Raw genomic sequence first — 23,218 nt, 5'->3', positions numbered from 1 at the left:
GCGCTATCCTCGAGCCGGAGGTTGCCGTGCCCGTGGATGTCCAGACTCCCCTCTACGTCGGGGAGCGCCTGCGAGACCTGATCCTGTGCTACGCGGGTCCCTGGGCCTTCCTGCCCTACATGCGCAACCGCGAGGATCCCGAGCTCCTGTGGCACGCGCGCCAGGGCGTGATCCTGGCCTTCACGGAGTGCTCCGTCACCCTGGCGATGCTGATCCTGGGCCTGTTCCCGATCTTCGGGCCCATCTCCGTCCGGTTCTTCCTGCCGCTGTGGCTCCTGTGGTGCCTGGGCATGTCGGTGACGAGCATCCTCCAGGCCACCAAGGGCAAGCGCCATCGCATCCCGGTAATCCACCAGTTCGTGGAATACCTCTAGCCGGACGACCGCGCGTTCAAGATCAGCATGGCGTCGCCGTAGCTGAAGAACCGGTACCGCGCCTTCACCGCTTCGGCGTAGGCCGCCTGGGCGAGGTCGAGGCCCAGGAGCGCCGACACCAGGACGAACAGGGTGCTCTCCGGCAGGTGGAAGTTCGTCAGCAGGTGGTCGGCGGTGCGGAGGCAGTAGCCGGGCGTGATGAACAGCCGCGTGGCGCCCTCCCGCGCCAGGCTCGCGCCGTCCCAGGCGCCTTCGAGGGTGCGCAGGGAGGTTGTGCCCACGCACAGCACGGGCCGGGAGCGGTCCCGCAGGACGGGCTCCAGGGCGACGGCCGTGGCCGCGGGGATCTCGAAGCGCTCCTCGTGCATGGCGTGGTCTTCGAGGCGGTCGGCGGTCATGGGCCGGAAGGTGCCGAGCCCCACGTGGAGCCGCACCGGATGCCAGCCGCAACCGCGCGATTCGAGGGCGGAGATCAGCGCGGGCGTGAAGTGGAGCCCCGCCGTGGGGGCCGCCACCGCTTCGCCTTCCGCCGCGGCGAACACGGTCTGGTAGCGGGTCTCGTCCTCGGCTTCCGCCGCGTGCTCGATGTAGGGCGGCAGGGGCAGCCGGCCGATCCGGTCGATCTCGTCCCAGTCGAGGCCGTGATCCGCGTGGACCCGCACCCTCCGCAGGCCTTCGGGGAGCGTCTCCAGGACGTCGAGCCGGGCCAGTTCCGCGCCGGAAGCGGGATCCACCACCGTGGCCGATGCGCCGGGTTTCAGCCGAGCGCCGGGGCGGATCAGGGCCTCGAAGCGGCCTTCGCCCAGGCTGCGCAACAGGAGGGCCTCTCCCGCGCCTCCGCCCGACCGCCGCAGGAACAGCCGGGCGTGGCGCACCCGCACGTCGTTGGGGATGCACAGGCTGCCCGTGGGCACGAGCTCTGGAAGGTCGCGGATCCCGCGGTGCGACCAGGTGCCGGACGGGGCGTCCACCACCAGCAGCCGCGCGCCGTCGCGGTCCTTCGCGGGGTGCTGCGCGATGAGATCCGGGGGGAGATCGAAGTGGAAGTCCGACCGCAGCATCAGGCTTCCGCGAACTGCATCTTGTGCAGCCGCGCGTATTCGCCCTGCCGGGCCAGGAGGTCGTCGTGGGTGCCCTGCTCGACGATGCGGCCCTGCTTGAGGGCGCAGATCCGGGTGGCGCGCTGGATGGTGCTGAGGCGGTGCGCGATGACGAGGGTGGTGCGGTCCTGCATGAGGGTTTCCAGGGCCGCCTGCACGGCGCGCTCGCTCTCCGTGTCGAGGGCGCTGGTGGCCTCGTCGAGGATCAGGATGGGCGGGTCCTGGAGGAGGGCGCGGGCGATGGCCAGGCGCTGGCGCTGGCCGCCGCTGAGGCTCGACCCGGTTTCCGCCAGGGGCGTGTCGTAGCCCCTGGGCAGGGACTCGATGAACCCGTGGGCGTGAGCCTTCTTCGCCGCCTCCACCACCGCGTCGCGGCTAGCTTCCACGCCGTAGGCGATGTTGTCGTGGACCGTGTCCATGAAGAGCAGGGTCTCCTGGGTGACGATCCCGATGATCTTCCGCAGCTCGTGGGGATCGAAGTCCCGGAGGTCGATCCCGTCCAGCGTCAGCCGCCCGGCCGTGGGATCGAAGAACCGCGGCACCAGGTTCACCAGCGTGGTCTTCCCGCCGCCGCTGCCGCCCACGAGCGCCACGGTCTCCCCGGCCCGGATGTCGAGGTCGATCCCCCGCAGAACGGGATGCTGGGCGTCGTAGGTGAACTCGACGCCCTCGAAGCGCAGGGCCTCGGGACGGACGGGCACGGGCTTGGGCGCGGCGCTGACGGGCAGCTCGGACCGTCGGTCCAGCATGGCGTAGACGCGGTCCAAGCTCGCGGAAGCCACCTGGATCTCGTTGTTGAGCTTGGTGAGGCGGCGCAGCGGGTCGTACAGGGCGTAGACCGCCAGGATGTAGGTGAGGAAGTTCTCGGTGGTGAGGGTTCCCGCCTTGAAGCGGCCGGCGGCATAGGCGGCGAGCCCGGCCAGCAGCACCCCGCCCACCAGTTCCATGATGGGCGTGGACAGGGCCGACGCCCGGGCGCTCTTCATCCCCAGGCGGTAGAGTTCGTGGTTCTGCGCCTGGAAGCGGCGGACTTCGTAGCGCTCCCGGGCGAAGGCCTGGACCACGCGGATGTTGCTGAAGACCTCCTTCAGCCGCTGGAGCAGCCGGCTGGAGGCCTCCTGGTTCCGGTGGTTCACCCGGCGGATGCGCTTGCTGAGCCGCTTGACGGGCACCACGACCAGAGGCCCCGCCAGGAAGAGGGTGAGGCTCAGCTTCCAGTCCATGTAGAGGAGGGTGACGAGCATGGTGAGGGCCACGCAGATTTCGCGCACGGCCTCCGCCAGCTGGTTGCTGGCGATGCCCTGCACGGCGCCCACGTCGCTGATGTTGCGGGTGATCAGCTCGCCCACGGGGTGCTTCTGGAAGAAGGCGGGCTCCTGCTCCATCAGGTGCGCGAACAGGCGCTCTCGCAGCGCCTGGGTGGCCCGGATCCCGCTGCGGACCATCAGGAGGGTGCCGGAGTAGGTCAGGATGCCCTTGAGCGCGAACAGCACCACCAGCACCAAGGGCACCAGCAGCCCCGTCCGCAGGGCCGAGGCCTCGGGAAGGCGGGCCAGGGCCCAGGCCCGCAGGTGCTCCAGTTGGCCGAACAGGCCCGGCTGGGCCAGGTGCGACGCCCGCGCCTGGCCATCGTCGAACACGAACTTGATGGAGGCGATCAGGGCCCCCTGGCACAGTCCGGCCAGCAGCAGCAGCAGCGTCGCCGCCGCGATGAACGGGGCGTGGGGACGCAGGTGGTCTCGGAAGAAGCGGAGGATCCTGGACATGGTCAGATCCAGCTTATCCGGCTATTCCACGGTCACCGTCACGGTGCTCTTGCCGTCCTCGAGGCTGAAGAGCTCGGTGCCCTTGGGCGAGTTCAGGGCCTGGTCCATCAGCCGTTCCAGGTCCACGCCCTTCCGCTTCGCCTGCTGCAGCTGCTCATCCGACAGGTAGCCGCCCACCGCGCGGGCCAAGCCCAGGGCGAGACGGATGGTGAGGGCTTCGCTCTTGGCGCGCTCTTTCACGCGCAGCACCAGGAAGCGCCCCTGTGTGGGACCCGCGGCCTGGGGCTGGACGCCCATGGACAGCAGGGATAGGCGGCAGGCCTCGCTGAAGGCGTCCGCCCGGAGGCCCATTTGGAGAACCGGGATCGCGCGGCCGTCGCGGCGCTTGGCCAATTGGAGCGCGGCGGCGATCCGCACGTCCTCGCGGTCGTCGGCAAGGGCGCCCACCAGGCCGTTGGTGGCGGCGGGACTGTCCCACTGGCGCACGCCCCAGCAGCGGACGCGGTTCAGCCGGGCTTCCTTGCCGAGGAGGCGCTGGTCGGGGTGCTTCTCCAGGAACTCGGTGTAGGCCCGGACGGCGTCGTCCCAGCGCTGGTCCTGCTCCAGGCAGGAGGCCAGCCAGTAGCGGGCGTCGGGGATGCGGGAGGAGGTCGGGTAGCTCTGGATCAGGCTGCGGTAGACCTGGGACGCCTCGAACCACCGCTGGGCGTACCGCAGGTCGCGGCCGGCCCGGAACAGCGCTTCGGAAGGGCTTTCCGCGGGGGCGGAGAGGAGGTCGGGCGAGGCGGGGGCGATCAGCGCCGGAACCGCCATCAGGAGAAACAGCGTCATGCGTCCGCCCCCTTCAGCCGGCGGCCCATGCGCTCGGCCTGGGTCTCCAGGTTGTTGGCGGCGGCCCACTGGCGCAGTTCGCGGGCGCGCTCGACGGGCAGGCAGCTGTCCTCCAGGGCCACTTCGGAAAGCCACGTGTGGAGGGACGCCCGGATGGCCTCGGCCTCCTTGATGGGAGCGCCCTGGGCGGCGAGTTGGTGGCTGGCCTCCAGGAGGGTGACGGCCATCTCGCGCTCCTGGCGGCGGTCCTCTTCGCCCTTCCGGCAGAGGGTGGGGTTCTGTTCGAAGTCCTGCAGCAGGGTGCTGCTCTGCTGGAAGAAGGCTCCCCAGGCCCGCGTCTGGCTGCGTTTCTGCGCCACCAGCTCGAGGCGGGCGGTATCGCGGGCCTGCGCCTGGAGGCTGCGCGTGCGCTGCCAGGTGATGCCCGCGGGAACCAGGGCCACCAGGAGGACCGCGGCGGCGGCCAGGGACCAGGAGCTGGTCCAGCGGGCGCGGGGGGTAGGGGCCAGTTCCGCCGCCAGGGCGGGACCGTGGGCGCCCAGGGCCAGGTGGAGCTCCAGCAGGGCGGCCAGCTCGGCCTGGACGGCCGGATCCTCCGGCCAGGACTCGGGCTGTTCGAGGAAGTCGAACGCCCGGGCCTCGTCCTGGAGACGGGGATCGGAGGGCTGGAGGTCGGGGGAGGTCATGGCTGGGGTCCGAGGGTCTTGCGGAGCTTCTGGAGGCTTTGAAAGAGGGTGGCCTTGACGGTTCCTTCAGCGCAGCCGAGGTCCTGGGCGATCCGTTTCACGGGGTGCTCGTGGACGTAGTAGGCGAGGACCATGGCCCGCTGGCGGGGGGTCAGCCCTTCCAGGGCCCCTCGAAGGGTCTGGATGCGCCGGCTTTGGTCCACGGATTCCCAGGGGGAAGAAACATGGGGATCCGGTGCGTCAAAGGTCTCGGGAGGGGATACCTCTCGCCCCCGTCTACGGAGGTGGTCGGTCGCCGCATTAGCCGCGAGTGTAAAAAGCCAGGCCGCCACGGGCCGGCCCTCCTCGAACCGCTGGCAGTGCTGGAGGCACTTGAGGAAGACCTCCTGGGCCAGCTCCTGGACGACCCCCGCCTCGCCCTGGAGCCGGCGGTGGAGGAAGGCGCACAGGGGCCGCTCGAAGCGGGCCATCAGGTGGGCCAGGGCCTCCTCCCGTCCCGCCTTGAGCTGGGACATCCAGTACTCGGGCGACTCCGCCGCCGGGGCGGCGAAACCGGCACCTGCGCCGGCGGGCAGGGGAAGGGCCGCGTTCACGCCTTGGGTCCGCCGGGAAGGGTGAAGGAGAAATCCGGCTGGCCCAGCTTCTCCATCACGAGCTTGAGCTGTTCGGGCGTCAGGTTGCAGCGGAGGCCCACCCGCCGCTTCTCCTGCATGAGCTGGGGCGCCGCGCCCGGAGCGGCCTGGACCGCCTCCGCCGCCGCCACCAGCCGCTGGATCCAGGGAGTGACCTGCCCGATGCCCTCGGGCGTCCCCGCCAGGGCCAGTTCGAACCGGATGGCCGGATCCTTCTCGGACCCCGGGGTGATGCTCCAGAAAAGCGCCTGGACGCCCTGGGGCAGGTCCTTGATGAAGTTGTTGCCCTTCAGGTTCTGGCGCAGCCCCCCCAACAGGACGTCGGGCTGGAGGTAGCCCTGGAAGGGAGCCTTGGCGCCGATCCACTCGGCGGCGAGGGCGGCGTCGGGCTCGGCACCCAGGCTGCCGCGGGTGGCCATCCGGTTGAGCGCCTCCAGCGAGCCGATCCAGATCTGGCCCTGCTCATCGCTGGCGGCGCGGATGTGGGCCTTGGTCCCCTGGACTTCCAGGTCGAGGATCACGTAGAGGGGCCAGTCGCGGCCCTGGAGGCGCAGCGTGCCCTCCTGGGGGAAGGATTCGGCCAGGGCCGACATGAGGGCGGCGGGATCCTGGAACTGGTTGAGCTGGATGAGCACGTGCTCCAGCCCCTTCTGGATGTCGCCCTCGCCCTGCTGCGGCACCCCCATGACATGGAAGGTCACCCGACCCGTCTCCCGGCGCGGATTGATCCGGGCCTTCTGGAGGAACAGGTCCAGGGCCCGCTCCATGATGGGATCCCGGGACACGAAGGACTGGAAGGCCTTGTGGCCCAGCATCCAGCCGGCTTCGCCCGAAAAGGCCGCGAGGCTCTCCGCCGGCGCCGACTGGACCCACCCCGGCACCTTGGGCCGCGGACGGCACGAGGCCGCGAACGTCAGGCAAAGCACGGCCACCGCGGCGGGAATCACTGGGGCGGCGGGGCGACGCATGAAGGCTCCTGAAAGGACTACGGGACCGCGGGGTGGGCGTTTACCCCCGGATGTTCATCCTGGGTTCAGATGAGGGACCGCAGGGCGGCGGGCAGGTGGGGGCTGCGGAGGAGCTGGTGCTGCTCCGCCTCGGACAGCAGGCCCCAGATCCGGATGGAGGCCTCCCGCGGGGTCTTGGGGTTGAGCAGCAGCTCCGACATGATCGCCGCGTGGGCCATGAGCACGGGGTGCCCGGCGATCTGCCCCAGGACCGTCCGGGGCGTCAGCTTGTTGCGGGCCAGGCGGAGCAGGAGGCCCGGATCGAGCTGGCGGTCGGACACCAGCCGCTGGAGCCCCTCTTCGTCCTGGAGCACCTCCTGGGGAATGTGACGCAGCAGGTCGCCGCCGAAGGCGCGGAGCGCGGCCACCCGTTCGGCGGGGCCCAGAGCCAGGTAGAGGCCGCGCAGGGATTCCTGGGCCCGCCGCTTGACCTCCAGGTGGAGGATCCGCGCGTCGCCGAGGATCCCGAGAAGGGGCTTCAGCCCCGGGAGGCGCGCCATCAGCCGGAGAAGGGTGGGTTCGGAAAGCTCGGGGTGGTGGATCAGGGCGCCCGCCACGATCGGATCGGCGGACCAGGCGGCGTGGGCGGCCAGCCGTTCCGCCCGCTCGCGGTCGAGGGCCGGCAGGGCCGTCGCCAGCAGCCGCGGGGTGAGGGCGGGATTCTCCAGCGCCAGGCGGAACACCTGGGGATCGGGATCCCGCAGCACTTGGCTGAGCTGCTCCTCCTGGGTGGCCTGGGTGGCGAGGAAGATCCGCTCCTCCAGGGTCGCCCACCGGCCGTCCTCCCCGCGCTCGGGCTGGGTCGAGCCGAGGCCCGCCGGCCGCCGCTGGAGGCGGTCCCAGAAGTACTTCACCACCCGCAGGAGATGGGGCGCCTGCCGCTTGGCCCAGTAGGTGACGAACTGGTATTCCTCCTCCTCCAACTGCGTGAAGAGGCTGGCGATCCTCCGCAGGCCCGCGCGGTTCGCCGGGCTCCGTTCGAGGGCGGCCACGAGGTGGCGGGACAGGGCCAGGCGGCGGGACAGGCCCGGGGGGCAGACCGGCGCTTCCTGGAGGCACTCGCGGACGGGCTCCCGGAAGTACCACCGGGCCTCCGCGTAGACCTCCTCGCAGAGGGCCGGGTCGCCGCTGGCGGCCAGGGCGCGGCACACGAGATCCTCGGAGACCAGCGGATTCTGGAGGGCCGCCCTCCTCAGGTCCGAGTCGGCATCTCCCAGGAAGGCCAGGAGTTCGTCGGGCTGGGCGGCGGAGCGGGCCCGTTCCAGGCGATCTTCCCGGGGCGCGGGAATTAGAGCGGCCAGCGGGGAAGGCAGCGGCGGGGGCGGGGTGGTGAGCGTCTCCCAGTCGGCGTCCACGGAGGGGAGGGGGGGCAGCTCCTGGGTGGTGCCGGTGGCCGAGACGGTCCGGGCCAACTGCTTGGCGAGGAGCTTGGCGACGGGCTTGAGGGCCGGGTCCAGCTGGGAATAGAGGGCCTTCACGCCTTCCGCCCGCTCGTTCCGTTCGGCGGGACCCGCGTGGTCCAGCTCCCGCATCTGGTCGAAGAGGGAGACCACCAGTTCCAGGTCGCGGCGGATGGATTCCGGCGTCGCCTCGTTTTCCGCCAGGCCGAGCAGGATGGGCCAATGGGCCAGCCAGTGGGGGGTCCGCGCCATCAGGGTCAGCAGGCGGGGCGAGGCCAGGGAGCGGGCGAGGCCCTCCAGCATCCGGATCTGGCTTTCGGTGGGCAGGTGCGGGCGCACCAGGGCCAGGTGGCGGAAGTGGATGCGCTCGGGCTCCGCGAGGGAGGCCAGAAACGCGCCGTCCGCTTCCGACACGGGCCCCCCGCTCAGGCGCAGGCGGCGTGAAGGAGGGCCAACAGCCCCTGATCCTCCTGGAAGAGCAGGGCGTCCACCAGGGCGCCCTTCAGTCCGGGATGGGCGTGGCAGGCCGCCAGATGGTGGGGGGAGGTGAGGCTCCCGCCCATGACCACCGGCAGCGCCGTGGTCGCGGCCAGTTCCTGGGCGGTCTCGAAATCCGGGGCGGTTCCGGGCTCCTCCGGAATGTCCACGAACAGGAGGCGCTTGAAGCCGTAGCCCTTGGCCCTCAGGGCCAGGTCCCGGGCGCTGAGGGTGGAGGTGTCCACCCAGCCCGAGCGATGGACGGTGCCGCTGCGGGCGTCGATGGCCGCGGTGAGGAAGGGCTGGAACCGCGCCATGAGCTGCTCGGCGACCATGGGGGACTTGTGGAGGATGGTCCCGGCCACCAGCCACGCGGCGCCCTGGTCGATGAAGAACTGGGCCTGGTCGGAACTGCGGATGCCGCCGGCGACCTGGATGCAGACCTTCCGGTCCCGGGCCTGGCAGCGCTGGAGGATCTGGGCGATCAGCTCGCGGTTGTTCCCCTTGCCCATGGCGGCGTCCACGTCCACCAGCGCCATGCGGGTGGCGCCCTCATCCAGCAGGCGGATCGCCAAGTCGAGGGGAGCCTGGACGGAAGGACCTCCGTCCCCCGTAGTGGGAATGACGCGGCCGTGCTGAAGGTTCAAAGTCGGGTAGATCTTCAAGCGGACACCCCGGTAGACCGGCAGATGGAGTGTAACGCAAGGGTCGGGCCTATGTGGATTCCGGCATGAGATCCAGGAGCTGGCGGGCGGCGTCGCTTTCGGCCCGCTTGCGGGACGGGCCGGTGGCCTCCGCGTGGAGGTCCCCCACCGCCGCCCGCACCGTGAAGCGGGGGGCGTGGGCCGGGCCCGACTGGGCCACCAGGGTGTAGGCCGGGGCCGGGCGGCCCAGGCGGGCGGCGGCCTCCTGGAGGGTGGTCTTGGGGTCCAGCCGGGCCCAGGCATCGGGCTGGGCGGCCCGGATCGGCGCCAGGAAGCGGGCCTCGACGGAGGCGAGCACCGCCGCCGTCCCGTCGCGGCCCGAGGCCTGGGCATCCAGAAAGATCGCCGCGAGCAGGGCTTCCAGGGCATCCGCCAGGGGCTTGGGCCCCATGGGGGGGGCCTTCCGGGGGTGGGCGGCGGTGAGGGCGCGGTCCAGGCCGAGGTCCAGGGCCCATTCGTGCAGGGAGTCCGTGCGCACCAGCACGCCGCGGAACTTGCTCATGGGCCCTTCCTGCCAATCGGGGCGCTCCCGGTGGAGGAGGAAGGCCACGGCGAAGTTGAGGAGGGAGTCCCCCAGGAACTCCAGCCGCTGGTTGTCCCGCCCGGTGGACGCCGAGACGTGCGTCAGGGCCTCCTGGAGAAGGGTCCGGTCCGAAAACCGGTGCCCCAGCCGGGCCTCCAACCGGCCCAGATCGTCGTCGCGCCGCGCCATGGTCACTCCGCCAGATCGGAAGGGAGCTTCCGGTTGAAGCGCGCCTGGGTGAGGACGGACCGGAACCGGAGGTTGCGGGCGGCCATGGAGCCGAGCACCCCCAGCCGCCGCGCCTCCCGCAGCTCCTGCGTGAACTCGGCCGTCCGCCCCTGGTCGTAGAGGACCACGGCGAGCCAGGCCCGGGCATTCACGTTGCCCGGATCGGCGCGGAGCGCCTGGCGGAATCCCTGAATGGCCCGCTCGGGTTGGCTGTCCGCCAGTTGGATGGCCTCGCTGAGCGACACGTTCGCCAGGTTCAGCCGCTCGTGGACCTGGAGCTTGTCCAGCTGTTCGTCCTCGTAGCGCTTGGGCTGGTCGATGGTCCGCGGCTCCTCGGCGCGGACGGGCGCGGATTTCTTGGGCGCCGGCGCCGGGGATTCGGCTTTGGGGGGGTCCGTGCGGGGCGACGGCACCGGAAGGGCGGCGGCCGCGGGGACGGGCGGTTCGGACGCAGGCGATGCCTGGGGCAAGGGCGCTGGTGCGGGCGCGGAAGGGGTTGTCTTTCGTCCCCAGGCCCACCAGCTTCCGCCCAGCGCCACCATCGCGAGGGCGGCGCTGCCCAGCCACAGGCTCGTACGGCGGGGCGCTGGCGCGGGGGGTCGGGGCGAAGACGCCAGCGGCGGCAGGGCGCCGGGCGCGGTGGGGGCCGTGGGCGCGGACGCGCGGATCAGGGCCGTGGCGTCCTCCACCTGGCCCGCCCAAGAAGGATCCCGCGCGGCCCGGAGCGCCTTGGCGAGGTCTTCCGCCGTCTGGAAGCGCTCGTCGGGATCCTTGGCCAGGGCGCGGTCCAGGACCGACCGGATGGCGGGGCTGATGCCCTGGAGCAGCTCGGTGTCGATGGGATCGGGCGGCTCGTTGACGATCTTGTAGAGGACGGTGGGCGTGGTGTCGCCCGCGAAGGGCTTCCGGCCGCTGAGGCACTCGTAGAGCATCACGCCCACGGCGAACAGGTCGCTGCGCGGATCCGGCTTGCCGGTGCGGATGTACTCCGGCGCCATGTAGCTCACGGTGCCCATCACCATGCCCGTGGCGGTCATGTCCGAGTTGCTGATCTTGGCCACGCCGAAATCCATGACCTTGGCGTGCAGCCGGCGGCCGTCCCGCTGGACGCGGACGTTGGCGGGCTTGATGTCGCGGTGGACGATCTGCTGGCGGTGGGCGAAGGCGAGGCCGTCGCAGACCTGCGCCAGGACTTCCAGAGCCTCCCCCCGGCCCAGGGCCTGCTGATGGAGGAGCTCGTCGAGGTCGTGGCCCTTCACGAACTCCATGGCGATGTAGAGCACGCCCTGGTCCTCGCCGAACTCGTAGATGGTCACGAGGTTTGGATGGTTCAGGACGCCGGCGGCGCGGGCCTCCCGGGAGAAGCGCTCCTTGGCCTCGGCGCCCTGGGCGGCGGAGGGAAGGATGGTCTTGATCGCCACCTCGCGGCCGATGGAGGGATCCACGCCGAGGTAGACCTCGCCCATGGCGCCGTTTCCCAGCACGCGCTGGATCTCGAATTTTCCGAGCTTCTCGAACATGGAGGAGTTCCGTGGACGGGGCGGATGGAGGGACAGGATAGGTCCAGTCGGGGAGCGGGCCAAGGTGATTGGATAAATGCGGCACGGCGGCGAGCGTTCCGGCTGGCGTCCTGGCTCGAAACGTGCAAACTGGAGCATCCCAATCCCCACGGAGTCCCGGTGCCTGAAGTCCGCCTCCGCCATTTCCTGCCCGCCCTGATGGGTTCGCTGCGCCAGCAGAGGACCGACGGGGAACTGGTGCTCGAACAGAACGACGGAACCCGCCGGTTGTCCTGGTCTGGCGGCGAGCTCGTCTACCTCCGCAGCGACGCGGGGGGCGAGCAGTTCGGCAACTTCCTCGTCCGCCGCGGCGTCCTGGACATGGCCGCCCTCAACGGCCTGCTGGCCGACGGGGAGAGCGCCCCCATGGGCGAACGCATCGTCCAGAGCGGGCTGCTCAGCGTGGCCGACCGGGACGCGCGGCTCAACGAACTGCTGGGTTCCATCTTGGTCCACGCCATGGAGCACCCCATCCTGAAGGCCACGTGGACGCCCGGTCCGCTGGACGACAACCTGAGGGGGGACCTGCCGTTCCGCGTGAACCATCGGAGGCTGGTGTGGGACGCGTTCCAGAGCGCCCAGCTGGACCGCGAACTGGTGGAGATGTTCCACAGCGAGCCGGCCTGGCGGTGGGAGGCGCGGCGCGACCTCCTGGATTCGCTGAGTGATTTCCCCCTCACGCCCACCCTGGCGTACGCCCTGTCCCTGCTCGGGACCGAGGTCCTGGGCTACGAGATGATCGGCAGCCTGTCGGGGCTGCCCCAGGAAGAGGCCTCGCGGCTGGTCGCCATGCTGTGGGCCATGGGCGGCCTCACGCTGGTCCAGGGGGAGCTGCCCCGCCTTTTCCGCGAAGAGGAGCCCGCGGTGGAACCCGAACCTCCTCCGCCGGTGATGGAGGCGCCCGCGCCGAACCCTCCGCCTGCGCCGATGCCCTTGCCGCCGCCTCTCCTTCCCCGGGTGGAGCCCGCCGCCGCGGACATGCCGCCCCCGCCCGTCGAGGCCCCGCCTTCTCCGGAGGAAGAAACCCTGTCGGCGACGGAGCGTGCCCGGCGGCTGATGGTGAAGGCCAAGTCCTACATGATGCAGGCCCGCACCAGCGAAGCGATCCGCGCGCTGGAGCAGTCGATCAAGCTCGACGGCGACTCGCCCTTGGCCTACGACGCGTGGTTGCTGCTGGGCAAGCTGCGGATGGGGAATCCCGCCTGGTCCACCCGCGCGGTGGAGGCGCTCCAGATCGCGTCGCGCATCCGATCGCGGGCCGCGGAGCCCTGGGCCCTCATGGGCGAACTGTACCGCCGCAAGGGCTTCCAGGCCAACGCCCAGGGCTGCTTCCGCCGCGCGTTGGAGCTGGATCCTTCCGTGGCCGTGCCCGCGGATTGGGACAGCGCCGAACTACTCCCCGACCCGCGGGAAGCCCCGGGAGGGCTCATGGGAAAGCTGCGGGGAATGTTCGGGCGCGATAAGGGCTGATTCAGGAGCGGTCCATGGATCGCGCCAGGCTGTCCAACTGCCACATCAGATGGGAGGGCTGGATCCGCATCTGGTGGAGGTAGCTGAATTCGCGCGCCAGCTCGGCGTGCGCGGCGGGATTCGCCATCACCGCTTCGCACTTTTCGCGCAGGTCGTCGCCGTTGAAGCGGTAGAACAGCGGGTCGTAGGGGGCCATGTCGGGCAGGAATTCCGGCAGGTACCCGCTGCTGAGGAAGGGCGTCTGGTTGCGCATGGCGCGGTAGGTGCGGTCGTGGAGCCCGGTCACCGACGGCGTCACGTCGATGATCCCGTAGGCGGAGTAGTACTGCCGCTGGTTGTCGGCCATGTTTCCCGCGCGGCGGAACTCGTGGTGGGGGCTGGCGACGCGGGCGTAGGGCTCCCAGCCCCGGCCGATGATCTGGAGGGGGACGTCCTTCAGGTGGTCGAGGATGCTCACCGCCTTGACGTTGCGGACGTAGAAGTCGAGGCGGCTGTGGAGGTGGTGGTAGGCGTCCGCCTGGGTGCGGAAGTCGTATTCCTCCGAGGGGTGGAGCTCGATCAGCTCGTCGATGACCGCGTGAAAATCGAGGTGGTCCTCGGTGGGAAGCATCGCCTTCAGCGTTTCCGCCAGCGCCATGTGGAAGCGGAAGGCCTCGGGGCTGAGCTGGCGCTTCCATTCCTCCTCCATCACAGAAGGAGGCGTCACGTTCTTGGGCAGGACGAAGTGGTCGCCGCCCTTCACGTCGAGGCGCTCGTCCAGGCAGAAGACCGGATTCTCCACGGAGATGGTGCGGCTGCGCTTCCGGAAGTGGCGCTGCGCGTACAGGCTGTACTCGGGATACGCGTAGAGGTGGGCGCAGTAGGGGCTGTCGAATGCGTGGTTGACGGGCATGTGGCAGGGATGGTCGCCATGCATGCTGATCAGCGGCACCTGGAGGACCTCCCAGAAGCTCTGCTCCTTCTCGCCGATCTTGAAATTGGTCGCCAGGCCCTGCCACGTGAAGACGAAATCGATGCCGTCCAGCTTCGCGTTGAGGAGTCGGTTCCACCAGCCCGGATCGCTCAATTCCACGGTCTGGCTGCGCTTTCCCGAGGCCTCCAGATAGCTGGCCAGGGCCTCGTTGAAGGCGCTGAAAGGATCGTTCTCGCCGACCTTCCAGTTCAGGATCATCACGAACATGGCTGGATCTCCGGGCTGGGGAGGAGAAAGAAAAAGGGGCGACGATGGCTCGGAAGCCATTCGACACCATCTTTAGTCTTTTGAAAACAGCAGTTTATAAAAAAATAAAAAAAATTCTCAAGCTTCCGGAATCCCCGCCGATGAACTCCAAGTCGGGGGTTCCCCGCCACTTTTCAAACTGACAGCACGGATGCTGTCCTGGCACATCAAGGAGGATGTATGCCTTCCATTCTTAATAACGTTGCGGCCCTTCAGTCTACCCGTCAGCTGGGTATCACGGCTTCCGGCATGAAGGCGACCATCGAGCGCCTCACCACCGGCAAGCGGATCAACCACGCTTCGGACGACGCGGCCGGCCTCGCCACCGCCACCACCCTGGACGCGGATTCCCGCATCGCTTCCGAGACCCGCAAGACCAACAACAACACCTACTATGCGGCCTCCGCCGAGGACGGCTACATGGAAGAGGCCACCAACCTCGTGCAGCGCGCGGTGGAACTGGCCGCGGGCGGCAACGGCAGCAGCGCTGAGTTCACGCAGGTCGCCAGCTTGGCCGCCGCCGCGTTCAGCAATGCCAGCGCCTACACCGGCGGGCAGACGATCTCCACCATCTCCGACGCCGCCACCGCCAAGACCGCGCTGAGCGACATCTCCTCGGCCCGCTCCAACATCGCCGCCACGATGGCTCAGGCCCAGTCCGACGCCAACCTGAACGGCATCAAGGTGGAGAACTACACGGCCCAGAAGAGCAACATCATGGACGCCGACATCGGTTCCGAAGTGGTGAACCTGACCAAGTGGCAGATCCTCAGCCAGGCGGGCACCAGCGCCCTCGGCCAGGCCAACCAGGCCAGCCAGTACGTCCTGTCCCTCCTCCGTTAATCGGAATTTCCTTGATCATGGTTGGGGATGGGCGGTGCCCGTCCCCAACCATGCGTCGTAGGGAGGTTTCCCATGGCTGATCAAGTCACATCCGTGGGCAGTGTGGCGGCCGTTGCGACCCAGGCAATTTCTTCTGCCCCGGTTTCGAGTCCGCGCCCGGCCCCAGCCCCCATTCCCGCCTCTTCCGCGGCCGCTTCCGGCGCCGCCAAGGACGCCCCCTCTTCCGCGCAAGCGGTCTCCAAGGAAAGCCTGAAGGCTGCCGCCCGGAGCGTGGAGGACTTCGTCAAGCAGGCGCCCTCCGACCTCAAGTTCATGGTGGACGAGGGCACGGGGCAGTACTACTTCAAGATCGTGGATCCCAATACCCAGGAGACGATTCGACAAGTGCCCTCCGAAGAGATTTTGGCCATGGCCCGGCGCTTGCAACAGCTCAACGACCCCAAGGGGGCGACAGGCGTCATCGTGGACGCCCAAGGCTAGGGCGACCCTGCCCGGCCCCGTCGCGAGGGAGGCAGTAACATGGCATCCACACTGAGTTTCCAGGGAATCACCTCCGGTCTTCAGACCGATTCGCTGATCGACGCCATCATCCAGCAGGATGGGCAGCCTTTGCAGCGTCTGAAGGATCGCCAGACCCTGAACACCAATCGAGCCGCCGCATTGAAGTCGATGCGGACGAGCATGCTGAGCCTTTCCGTCGGGGTGGCCAGCCTGTCCGACGCGCTGGCGGCCAAGACCGTCAGCAGCACGGACGCGAACCAGAGCTTCGTGTCGGCCACGGCCACCGGCGCCACCAACGGAACCTACCAGGTAAAGGTGGCCTCCATCGCCACCAAGGGCCAGGTGTCCATCGGCGTCGCGGATCCCAACGCCGCCATCCTCAGTTCCTCCTCGGGCAGCTTCGCCGTCCAGGGAACGGACGGCACGGTGAAGGCGTTCACGCTCACCAACAACAACCTCAACGGCCTCCGGGACGCGATCAACGCCTCCGGCGCGGGCGTGACGGCGACCATTGTCAATACGGGCTCCGGCGCGACGCCCTACCAGTTGATCGTCACCGCCAACGACACCGGCACGGGCACCACCGGCGGCACCGTCCGCCTGGCGGCCATCGACAACGCCGACGGCACCCCCACCACGGTGGATTCCTCCATCGCGGGCCTGGACGGCGGCGCCTTGACGGGCACCTTCGCCGCGCCGACGGGCCTGTCGGGCGGGCTCCAGTCCTCGGGCGCCGGCGTGGCGCAGGACGCGGTGTTCTCCGTGAACGGCGTCCAGATGACGCGGAAGACCAACGTCGTGAAGGACGCGGTCGACGGCGTCACGTTCACCCTGAAAAAGGGCGACACCACCAACGACACCACCCTTACCATCGCCCAGGACACGGGCGCGGCCACCACCGCCCTGCAAAGCCTGATCTCGCAGTACAACTCCCTGCTCAAGACCTACAAGGACGCGTCCACCCCGGTCAACGACGGCAGCGGCACCATCACCCACCAGCCCCTGGAAGGGGATTCCGTCGCCCGCAACATGATGAGCCAGCTCCGCTCGGCCCTCACCGGCGGGGCGAGCGGCCTGCCCAGCTCGGCGACCTACAAGTCCGGCGCGAACGTGGGCATCAAGACCAACGCCGACGGGACGCTGTCCCTGGACGCGACCACGTTCAAGAACGCCCTGGAGAACGATCCCAAGGCCGTGGCGCGGGTGTTCGGCATGTCCGGAACCTCCACCGCCGGGGGCGTGCAGTTCTCCTCGGGGACTTCCGCCACCGCCACCGGGGATATCGGATTCAACCTCACCTACGGCGCCGGCGGAGCGGTTTCGGGCTCCCTCACCTACCAGGGCACCACCTACTCCGGACTGACGGGCACCAACGGCACCCTCCAGGGCCTCGCCGGGACGCCCCTGGAAGGGCTGGTCCTGGGCGTGACCGCCTCCGGCAGCGGAACCCTCACCGTGTCCCGCGGAATCGGGCAGCAGCTCCAGGACGCCATCTCCAGCCTGACGTCCTACTCCGGCGTCCTGCAGCAGACCCAGGCCAGCATCGATTCCCAGAACAAGGCCCTGACCTCGCGCATCGACCAGCAGCAGGCCCTCCTCGACAAGCGCAAGACCACCCTCAAGGCCCAGTTCGACGCCATGGAGAGCACCCTCGCCCAGCTTCGGACCGCCAGCAGCGGGCTGACCGGCCTCTCCTGATTTCCCCTTGGGAAGTCCCGGCGTAGCGGACGCGCTTTCGTGAGATAAACAAGAAGACGCTACGTTCGCACGTCGGGGAAGCATGGGAGAAGCGCCAGAAGGCCGGGGGCCCCGCGTGGACCAGGGTCCGCGGGAGAAGGGCCTGGAGGCCCACCAGGCGCTGATCCAGTCGCTCTACGAACAGGGGCGGTGGGACGACTACGAGGCCGAGGTCGACCGCTTCGACGCGGCGAATCCCGGGTCGCCCTTCGCCGAGTACGAGCGGGGCTACCTCAACCTGCTGCGGGGCCGGATGGACGTCGGCTGGCGCCAGTGGGAGGCGCGGCTGCGCGCGCCCGGCTTCGTTCCCCGCGAGAAACAGTTCCCGCAGCCCCGGTGGACCGGCGGATCCTTCGAGGGGAAGACCCTCTTCGTCGTGTTCGAGCAGGGCTTCGGCGACACGCTGATGCTGGTGCGCTACCTCCCGCGCGTGAAGGCCCTGGGCGGGCGGGTGCTGCTCCTCGTCCAGCCCCAGTTCGCCTACCTGATGACCACCCTGGAGGGGGTGGATGAGATCGTGCCCTTCGGCCACCCCATCCCGTCCTTCGACCTGCACGCGTCGCTGTTCTCGCTTCCGGCGATCTTCGGGACGGACCTCGATTCCGTTCCCGCCGACGTGCCCTACCTCGGCATTCCCCGCGCCGTTCCCGGCCGCCAGGAACTGGCGCAGGCCCTGGCGCCCTCCCACGGCCGGGTGCGGGTGGGCGTGGCGTGGGGCGGGAATCCCGCCCATCCCCGCGATGCCCAGCGTTCCCTTCCGCCGGATCTGCTGGAGCCCCTGGCGGCGCTGCCCGGCGTCGCATGGCACAGCTTCCAGTTGGGTCGGGAGGAGCGGCCTCCGCTGCCGGAACTCGTGTCCCTGGCGCCGTTGCTGAAGACGTTCTCGGATACCGCCTACGCCCTCAGCGGAATGGATCTGGTGATCACCGTCGATACCGCCCTGGCCCACCTTGCGGGCGCGTTGGGCATCCCGGTGCTGCTGCTGGTGACGTGGGCGCCGGATTTCCGGTGGATGCTGGAGCGCGACGACAGCCCCTGGTATCCCACCATGCGGATCTACCGCCAGCCCGAGCCCGGCGCATGGACGCCGGTGGTCCGGCAGCTGGCGGCGGACCTGACGGCCTGATCCGGAGCCATGGAGGAAGGCGTGTCCCATTCATCTCCGCAGCCCCGATCGCCTCTCGACGAGGCCCTGGCGCACCAGGCGGCGGGCCGCCACGGCGAAGCGGCCGAGGCCTACCGTCGCCACCTGGAGAAGCGCCCCGCGGACGCCGCCGCCTGGGCCCACCTGGGCGGGGAACTGGGGAACCTGGACCGGCTGCCGGAGGCCGTGGAAGCGTGCCACCGGGCCCTGACCCTCGCGCCCCGGCTGGAGACGGCGCTGGTCAACCTGGGCCTCGCCTTCGCCCGCCAGGAGCGCTACGAAGAGGGCGCCGGCTTCTTCCGCCAGGCGCTGGAGGAGCGCCCCGACGATCTCTTCGCGCGCCTGGGGCTGGCGGAATGCCTGATCCAGACGGAGCGGGGGGACGACGCCATCCGCGAGCTGGAGGAGGTCCTGCTGCGGGAGCCCGCCAACGCCCGGGCCTTCAAGCGGCTGCTCCAGATCCACCACCTCCGCGGCGACGGGGCCGGGCTGTTCGAGGTGCTGAACCGCTGGATCGCCGTGGATCCCGGCAGCTCGGATCGGATCTGGGAGCGCGGTTCGCTGCACATGCTGAACGGGCGTTTCCGCGAAGGCTGGGCCGATTTCGAGGCGCGGTTCGGCATGCGGGAGCAGCCCCGCTCGCCGATGGTGCCCATGGACCAGCCGCGGTGGAACGGCGAGCCCTTCCCGGGAAAGACGCTCCTCCTCCACTGGGAGCAGGGATTCGGCGACACGATCATGTTCGTGCGCTTCGCCAAGGAGGCGAAGGCCCGCGGCGGCCGCGTGGTGGCGCTGGTCCAGCCTCCGCTCGCGGAGCTCATCGCCACCTGCGACGGCATCGACGAGGTGGTGGCCCACGGCGCTCCGCTTCCGCCCTTCGACCTCTACCTTCCCCTGATGTCGCTTCCCTGGCTGTTCGACATCGACGAGACCTCGCTTCCCGGCGAGGTGCCGTACCTCGGCGTCCCCGCGAAAACGCCCAACCGCGAGGCGCTTCATCGCATCCTGTCGATTCCCACGGAGCGGGTGCGGATCGGGTACGCCTGGGCCGGCAATCCGGGCAACCTCAACGACCGCTCGCGCTCCCTACCCCTCGAAGCCCTGGCGCCGCTGGCGGAGTTGCCCGGGGTGGCGTGGCACTGCTTCCAGCTGCCCGCGCCGGAGATGCCGCCCCTGCCGTCGGTGCCGCTCAGCCCGCTGCTCGCCACGTTCGGGGACACCGCCTTCGCCCTCAGCTTCATGGACCTCGTCATTACCGTGGACACGGCCCTGGCCCACCTGGCGGGCGCGCTGGGCATCCCTACCTTCCTGCTGCTGCGCTACGGGTCCGAGTGGCGCTGGCAGTGGGACCGGCCCGACAGCCCCTGGTACCCGACCCTGCGCATCTACCGCCAGGACGCGCCGGGCGACTGGGATTCCGCCATCCGGCACCTCGTGGCCGACCTTTCGGGAGACTGACCCATGGCTGACGGCGGAGGGGCGGAGCTGGAGATCCTGGAGGAGCGGGCCGCCGCCTCCCGCCGGCGCCTGGAGACGCATCCCGAGGATGCCGAGGCGTGGATCCAGTTGGGTCTCGCCCTCGCGGGCCAAGGGGCGTACGCCGAGGCGGAAGCGCCCCTGCGGCGCGGGCTGGTGAACCTGGCGCTGAACACGCCCGCGCGGCAGGCGCTGGCGGAGTGCCTCCTGCGGCGGGGCGACCTCTCCCAGGCCATCCATCAGCTGGAGCGCGTCCTGCGCGCCGAGCCGGCGAACACCGCCGCCTTCCGGCGGCTGGTGGACACCTACACCGCCTGCCGGGACCGGACGGCCCTACTGGATGTCCTCGACCGCTGGATCGCCGTGGATCCCGGCAGTCCCGAGCTGCGGTGGGAGCGCGGGACCATGCGCCTGATGGAAGGGCGCCTGCGCGAGGGGTGGGAGGACATCGAGGCCCGCTTCGAGATCCCCGATCAGGTGGTGTCGTTCATGGGTCCTTTCTCCCAGCCGCGGTGGAACGGCGAGCCGTTCCCGGGAAAGACGCTCCTGCTCCATTGGGAGCAGGGCCTGGGCGACACGATCATGTTCGTGCGCTACGCCAGCCGTGTGAAGGCGCTCGGGGGCCGCGTCGTCGCCGTCGTCCAGCCCATGCTGGTGGATCTCGTCGCCACCTGCGAAGGGATCGACGACGTGGTGGCGGACGAGGCGCCGCTGCCGCCCTTCGACCTCCACCTTCCGCTGATGTCGCTCCCCCGCGTGTTCGGCACCGAAGAGGCCACCATCCCGGCGGAGATCCCCTACCTGGGAATCCCCCCGCACGCGCCCAATCGCGATGCGCTCCACGGCGTCCTGTCCGTTCCCACGCAACGCGTGCGGATCGGCTACGCCTGGACCGGCAGCCCGCGCCACCTGAACAACGCGATCCGCTCCATGCCGTTCGACAAGGTGGCGCGCCTGGAGGCCCTGTCCGGCGTCGCGTGGCACTGCTTCCAGATGCCGCCGCCCGAGGCCCTGCCGCTGCCGTCGGTGCCCCTGGGGCCGCTGCTCAGCACCTTCTCGGACACGGCCTACGCGCTGAGCTTCATGGACCTGGTGATCACCGTGGACACCGCCCTCGCCCACGTGGCGGGAGCGCTGGGTCTGCCGACCTTCCTGGTGCTGCCTTTCGGATCGGAGTGGCGCTGGCAGTGGGACCGGCCGGACAGCCCGTGGTATCCCACCATGCGGATCTACCGTCAGCCCGCGCCGGGCGATTGGGACACGCCCATCGATGAGATGCTCGCGGACCTGTCGGCGGAGGGGTGAGTGGGGAAGCCCGCTGAGGATCGCGGAAGCCTTCACGCCCTGCTGACCCAGGCCGTGGAGGACGATCGCGCCGGCCGCACGGAGGCGGCCGAAGCGGGCTACCGCGCCTACCTTGCGGCCGATCCGGGAAATGCCAGCGCCTGGGCGGACCTCGGCGGGCTGCTGCTGATGACGGGCCGCCCTGCGGAGGCGGAGGGCGCCTGCCGCCAAGCGCTGGAGCGGGCCGCTGACTACGTTCCGGCGAAGGTGAACCTGGCCCACGCGCTCCTTCGCCTGGGCCGCGGCGAGGAAGCGGAGTTCTTCTGCCGGGGCGTCCTCGCGGGCAATCCGGCCGACCGGGACGCGTGGATCGCGCTGGCCGAGATCTACCGGAGCCGCCGGGATCTGGCGCGGGCGCGGGCGGCCCTGGAGCGGCTGCGGGCGCTGGATCCCACCTACGGTCGCGTGGACGAGCGGCTGGCGGATCTCTACTTCCTCCAGCGGGACTGGGACGCGCTCCAGGCCCTTTCTCCTCCGGATGCCTCCGACGACGAGATCGCCTACGCCCGGGCCCACTGGGACCTGCGGCGGGGCCGGTTCGCCGAAGGGTGGGCGGGTTACGAGCTCCGCCTCCGCCTCGGCAGGATCGTTCAGGGAGAGGCGCTGGGAGGCGCCGCCTGGAAGGGCGAATCCTTCGCCGGCAAGACGCTGCTCGTGCATTGGGAGCAGGGCCTGGGCGATTCGCTGATGTTCCTCCGCTACCTGCCCCTGGTGAAGGCGCGGGGAGGAATCGTTCTGCTGGTGGTGCAGCCCCAGCTCCTGGATCTCGCGGCCACCTGCGAGGGCGTCGATCTCCTTCGCCCCTACGGCGCGCCGCATCCCGATCCCGACTTGCACGTCTTCCTGATGTCGCTGCCGCACCTACTCGGCGCGGACGAGGCGACCATCCCCGCTTCGGTGCCGTACCTCCGCGTTCCGGAAACCGTTCCGAATCGCATTGCGCTGGCGGAGCGGCTGACGGCGGCGGAAGGAAAACTGCGCGTCGGCCTCGTGTGGGCGGGCAACCCCCTGCATACCAAGGATGCGGAGCGCTCCCTCCCGGTGGAGGTCCTGGCGCCGCTCGCGGCCCTGCCGGGCGTGGCGTGGTTCAGCCTCCAGACGGGGCGCGAGGAGCTTCCCTCGCTGCCCGGCATCGCGTCCCTGGCGCCTCTTCTGGGCACGCTCGCGGACACGGCGTTCGCCCTGGGCGAGCTCGACCTGCTGATCACCGTGGACACCGCCGCGGCCCACCTCGCGGGCGCTCTGGGCGTTCCGACCTTCCTGCTGCTGCCCTTCTGCCCGGACTGGCGGTGGCTGTTGGACCGCGACGACAGCCCCTGGTACCCCAGCCTGCGGCTCTACCGCCAGGCGTTTCCCGGCGAATGGGAACCGGTGCTGCAGCAGGTGGCGGCGGAGCTTCAGGCCGGCTTGTAGCCCTTGAGCGCCCGCGCGCCCTGGCCCTGCAACTGCATCTCGCGGCGGATCCCTTCGCGCTGCTGGGACAGTCGCTCCGCCGCAGCGTCGAGGCGGGTTCCCAGCGCATGGGCGCGGGCCACGAGCTGCGGCCATTCGGCACCGCGCTCGGCTCCGGCGACGGCCGCGTCGAAGCGCGCTTGCCAGGCGGCGATGACGTCGCCTTCCAACGCGTCCGGCGCCTGGAGCAGCTGCTCCAGTTCATCCAGGAGGGACTGCAGGGCGCGGTCGCTCAAACGGTGAACTCCCGGGGCGACGCGTCCGGCGGAGGGGTGTTCGCCACGGTCTTCCGGCGGTGCAGCTCTTCCCAGGTCTCGCGCATCTCGCCCATCTGGATGGAGACCCGCTGGAGGCGTTCGGGCTGGTCGCGCTGGGCGCCGTCGAAGACCTCGTTCGTCCACCACTCGTAGATGCGGATGAGGTTCTGGACCACCTCGCCGCCGTCCTCGTGGTTCAGCCGCTCCTTCAGCTCGAGGATGATGTCGGCGATGCGGTTGGTGTGCCGCGCTTGGTCCGCGAGGTTTCTCTGGCGCATGGCTTCCTGGGCCTGCTTGATGAATCGCTGCCCGCCTTCGAGGAGAAGGGCCGTCATCTGTTCGGGACTTGCCCCCTGGATGCGCTGAAGAAGGTAGTGATCCGTAGCCTTCCCCGCCGTGTATCCCTTCATGTCTGACCTCGCTACCGTTCATCGGCCGGGGATCCCGGCCGGATGAGTCCCGCCCCGAAGCGATGGGACGAAAGGTCC

22 protein-coding genes are annotated in these 23,218 nt (G+C 70.0%); 9 read left to right on the top strand and 13 right to left on the bottom strand.

Annotated elements, in window-relative coordinates; translation table 11 throughout:
• The first annotated feature begins 26 nt into the window (after positions 1-26).
• Positions 27-374 (top strand): hypothetical protein, encoded by a 348-nt coding sequence (locus RAH39_RS13805; RefSeq protein ID WP_306590710.1) that lies wholly within the window; start codon positions 27-29, stop codon positions 372-374.
• On the opposite strand, the gene queA is transcribed toward RAH39_RS13805, so the two are convergent.
• The 10 genes from queA to RAH39_RS13755 all read right to left on the bottom strand — a co-directional run bounded on the left by queA (position 371) and on the right by RAH39_RS13755 (position 11,248).
• A complete protein-coding gene (gene queA / locus RAH39_RS13800; RefSeq protein ID WP_306590709.1) occupies positions 371-1,435 on the bottom strand; it encodes a tRNA preQ1(34) S-adenosylmethionine ribosyltransferase-isomerase QueA in 1,065 nt (354 codons plus the stop codon). The two genes, RAH39_RS13805 and queA, sit on opposite strands and share 4 nt — an antisense overlap.
• Entirely contained in the window at positions 1,435-3,240 is a 1,806-nt protein-coding gene (locus tag RAH39_RS13795) for an ABC transporter ATP-binding protein (RefSeq protein ID WP_306590708.1), read from the bottom strand. Before RAH39_RS13795 ends, queA begins: the two co-directional genes overlap by 1 nt.
• A gap of 21 nt (positions 3,241-3,261) precedes the next feature.
• The gene (locus RAH39_RS13790; protein WP_306590707.1) at positions 3,262-4,071 is read right to left on the bottom strand and encodes a tetratricopeptide repeat protein; all 810 of its coding nucleotides are present in this window, start codon (positions 4,069-4,071) and stop codon (positions 3,262-3,264) included.
• Positions 4,068-4,757: a hypothetical protein gene (locus RAH39_RS13785; protein WP_306590706.1), complete on the bottom strand. Its 690-nt coding sequence runs from the start codon at positions 4,755-4,757 to the stop codon at positions 4,068-4,070. The genes RAH39_RS13790 and RAH39_RS13785 overlap by 4 nt, the downstream gene beginning before the upstream one ends.
• Complete coding sequence (locus RAH39_RS13780; protein WP_306590705.1) at positions 4,754-5,350, bottom strand: RNA polymerase sigma factor; 597 nt, start codon at positions 5,348-5,350, stop codon at positions 4,754-4,756. Before RAH39_RS13780 ends, RAH39_RS13785 begins: the two co-directional genes overlap by 4 nt.
• Positions 5,347-6,357, bottom strand: a complete 1,011-nt coding sequence (locus RAH39_RS13775) for a hypothetical protein (RefSeq protein ID WP_306590704.1) — start codon at positions 6,355-6,357, stop codon at positions 5,347-5,349. Before RAH39_RS13775 ends, RAH39_RS13780 begins: the two co-directional genes overlap by 4 nt.
• A 65-nt stretch (positions 6,358-6,422) precedes the next feature.
• The gene (locus RAH39_RS13770) at positions 6,423-8,210 is read right to left on the bottom strand and encodes a hypothetical protein (RefSeq protein ID WP_306590703.1); all 1,788 of its coding nucleotides are present in this window, start codon (positions 8,208-8,210) and stop codon (positions 6,423-6,425) included.
• 11 nt (positions 8,211-8,221) lie between these two features.
• The gene (locus RAH39_RS13765) at positions 8,222-8,938 is read right to left on the bottom strand and encodes a HisA/HisF-related TIM barrel protein (protein ID WP_306590702.1); all 717 of its coding nucleotides are present in this window, start codon (positions 8,936-8,938) and stop codon (positions 8,222-8,224) included.
• A gap of 49 nt (positions 8,939-8,987) precedes the next feature.
• The gene (locus RAH39_RS13760) at positions 8,988-9,689 is read right to left on the bottom strand and encodes a ribonuclease III family protein (protein WP_306590701.1); all 702 of its coding nucleotides are present in this window, start codon (positions 9,687-9,689) and stop codon (positions 8,988-8,990) included.
• 2 nt (positions 9,690-9,691) lie between these two features.
• Entirely contained in the window at positions 9,692-11,248 is a 1,557-nt protein-coding gene (locus RAH39_RS13755) for a serine/threonine-protein kinase (protein WP_306590700.1), read from the bottom strand.
• Between the two features lie 159 nt (positions 11,249-11,407).
• On the opposite strand from RAH39_RS13755, the gene RAH39_RS13750 reads away from it, so the two are divergent.
• Entirely contained in the window at positions 11,408-12,757 is a 1,350-nt protein-coding gene (locus tag RAH39_RS13750) for a tetratricopeptide repeat protein (RefSeq protein WP_306590699.1), read from the top strand.
• Between the two features lies 1 nt (position 12,758).
• Here RAH39_RS13750 and RAH39_RS13745 read toward each other — a convergent pair whose 3' ends face one another.
• Positions 12,759-13,937 (bottom strand): hypothetical protein, encoded by a 1,179-nt coding sequence (locus tag RAH39_RS13745; RefSeq protein WP_306590698.1) that lies wholly within the window; start codon positions 13,935-13,937, stop codon positions 12,759-12,761.
• 219 nt (positions 13,938-14,156) lie between these two features.
• Here RAH39_RS13745 and RAH39_RS13740 point away from each other — a divergent pair, with 219 nt between their 5' ends.
• The 7 genes from RAH39_RS13740 (at position 14,157) to RAH39_RS13710 (ending at position 22,434) form a co-directional block, all read left to right on the top strand.
• Entirely contained in the window at positions 14,157-14,819 is a 663-nt protein-coding gene (locus RAH39_RS13740) for a flagellin (protein WP_306590697.1), read from the top strand.
• 72 nt (positions 14,820-14,891) lie between these two features.
• Positions 14,892-15,299: a flagellar protein FlaG gene (locus tag RAH39_RS13735; RefSeq protein ID WP_306590696.1), complete on the top strand. Its 408-nt coding sequence runs from the start codon at positions 14,892-14,894 to the stop codon at positions 15,297-15,299.
• Positions 15,300-15,338: 39 nt separating this feature from the next.
• Complete coding sequence (gene fliD / locus RAH39_RS13730; RefSeq protein WP_306590695.1) at positions 15,339-17,018, top strand: flagellar filament capping protein FliD; 1,680 nt, start codon at positions 15,339-15,341, stop codon at positions 17,016-17,018.
• 115 nt (positions 17,019-17,133) lie between these two features.
• Positions 17,134-18,183 (top strand): glycosyltransferase family 9 protein, encoded by a 1,050-nt coding sequence (locus RAH39_RS13725; RefSeq protein WP_306590694.1) that lies wholly within the window; start codon positions 17,134-17,136, stop codon positions 18,181-18,183.
• 21 nt (positions 18,184-18,204) lie between these two features.
• Positions 18,205-19,659, top strand: a complete 1,455-nt coding sequence (locus tag RAH39_RS13720) for a tetratricopeptide repeat-containing glycosyltransferase family protein (RefSeq protein ID WP_306590693.1) — start codon at positions 18,205-18,207, stop codon at positions 19,657-19,659.
• Positions 19,660-19,662: 3 nt separating this feature from the next.
• Positions 19,663-20,982: a tetratricopeptide repeat protein gene (locus RAH39_RS13715; protein WP_306590692.1), complete on the top strand. Its 1,320-nt coding sequence runs from the start codon at positions 19,663-19,665 to the stop codon at positions 20,980-20,982.
• Positions 20,983-22,434, top strand: coding sequence for a tetratricopeptide repeat protein (locus RAH39_RS13710; protein WP_306590691.1), 1,452 nt, complete (start codon positions 20,983-20,985; stop codon positions 22,432-22,434).
• On the opposite strand, the gene RAH39_RS13705 is transcribed toward RAH39_RS13710, so the two are convergent.
• Both RAH39_RS13705 and fliS read right to left on the bottom strand, forming a co-directional pair.
• On the bottom strand, positions 22,419-22,709 hold the full coding sequence (locus tag RAH39_RS13705) for a hypothetical protein (protein WP_306590690.1): 291 nt from the start codon (positions 22,707-22,709) through the stop codon (positions 22,419-22,421). The two genes, RAH39_RS13710 and RAH39_RS13705, sit on opposite strands and share 16 nt — an antisense overlap.
• Positions 22,706-23,140 carry a flagellar export chaperone FliS gene (gene fliS, locus RAH39_RS13700; RefSeq protein WP_306590689.1) on the bottom strand — a complete coding sequence of 145 codons (435 nt, stop codon included), beginning with the start codon at positions 23,138-23,140 and terminating at the stop codon, positions 22,706-22,708. The genes RAH39_RS13705 and fliS overlap by 4 nt, the downstream gene beginning before the upstream one ends.
• Between the last annotated feature and the right edge of the window lie 78 nt (positions 23,141-23,218).

The sequence above is a fragment of the Geothrix sp. 21YS21S-4 genome, assembly GCF_030845995.1.
GTDB lineage: Bacteria > Acidobacteriota > Holophagae > Holophagales > Holophagaceae > Geothrix.
Note: the sequence above shows the minus strand (reverse complement) of the source record. Positions and strands in the feature narration are given on the sequence as shown.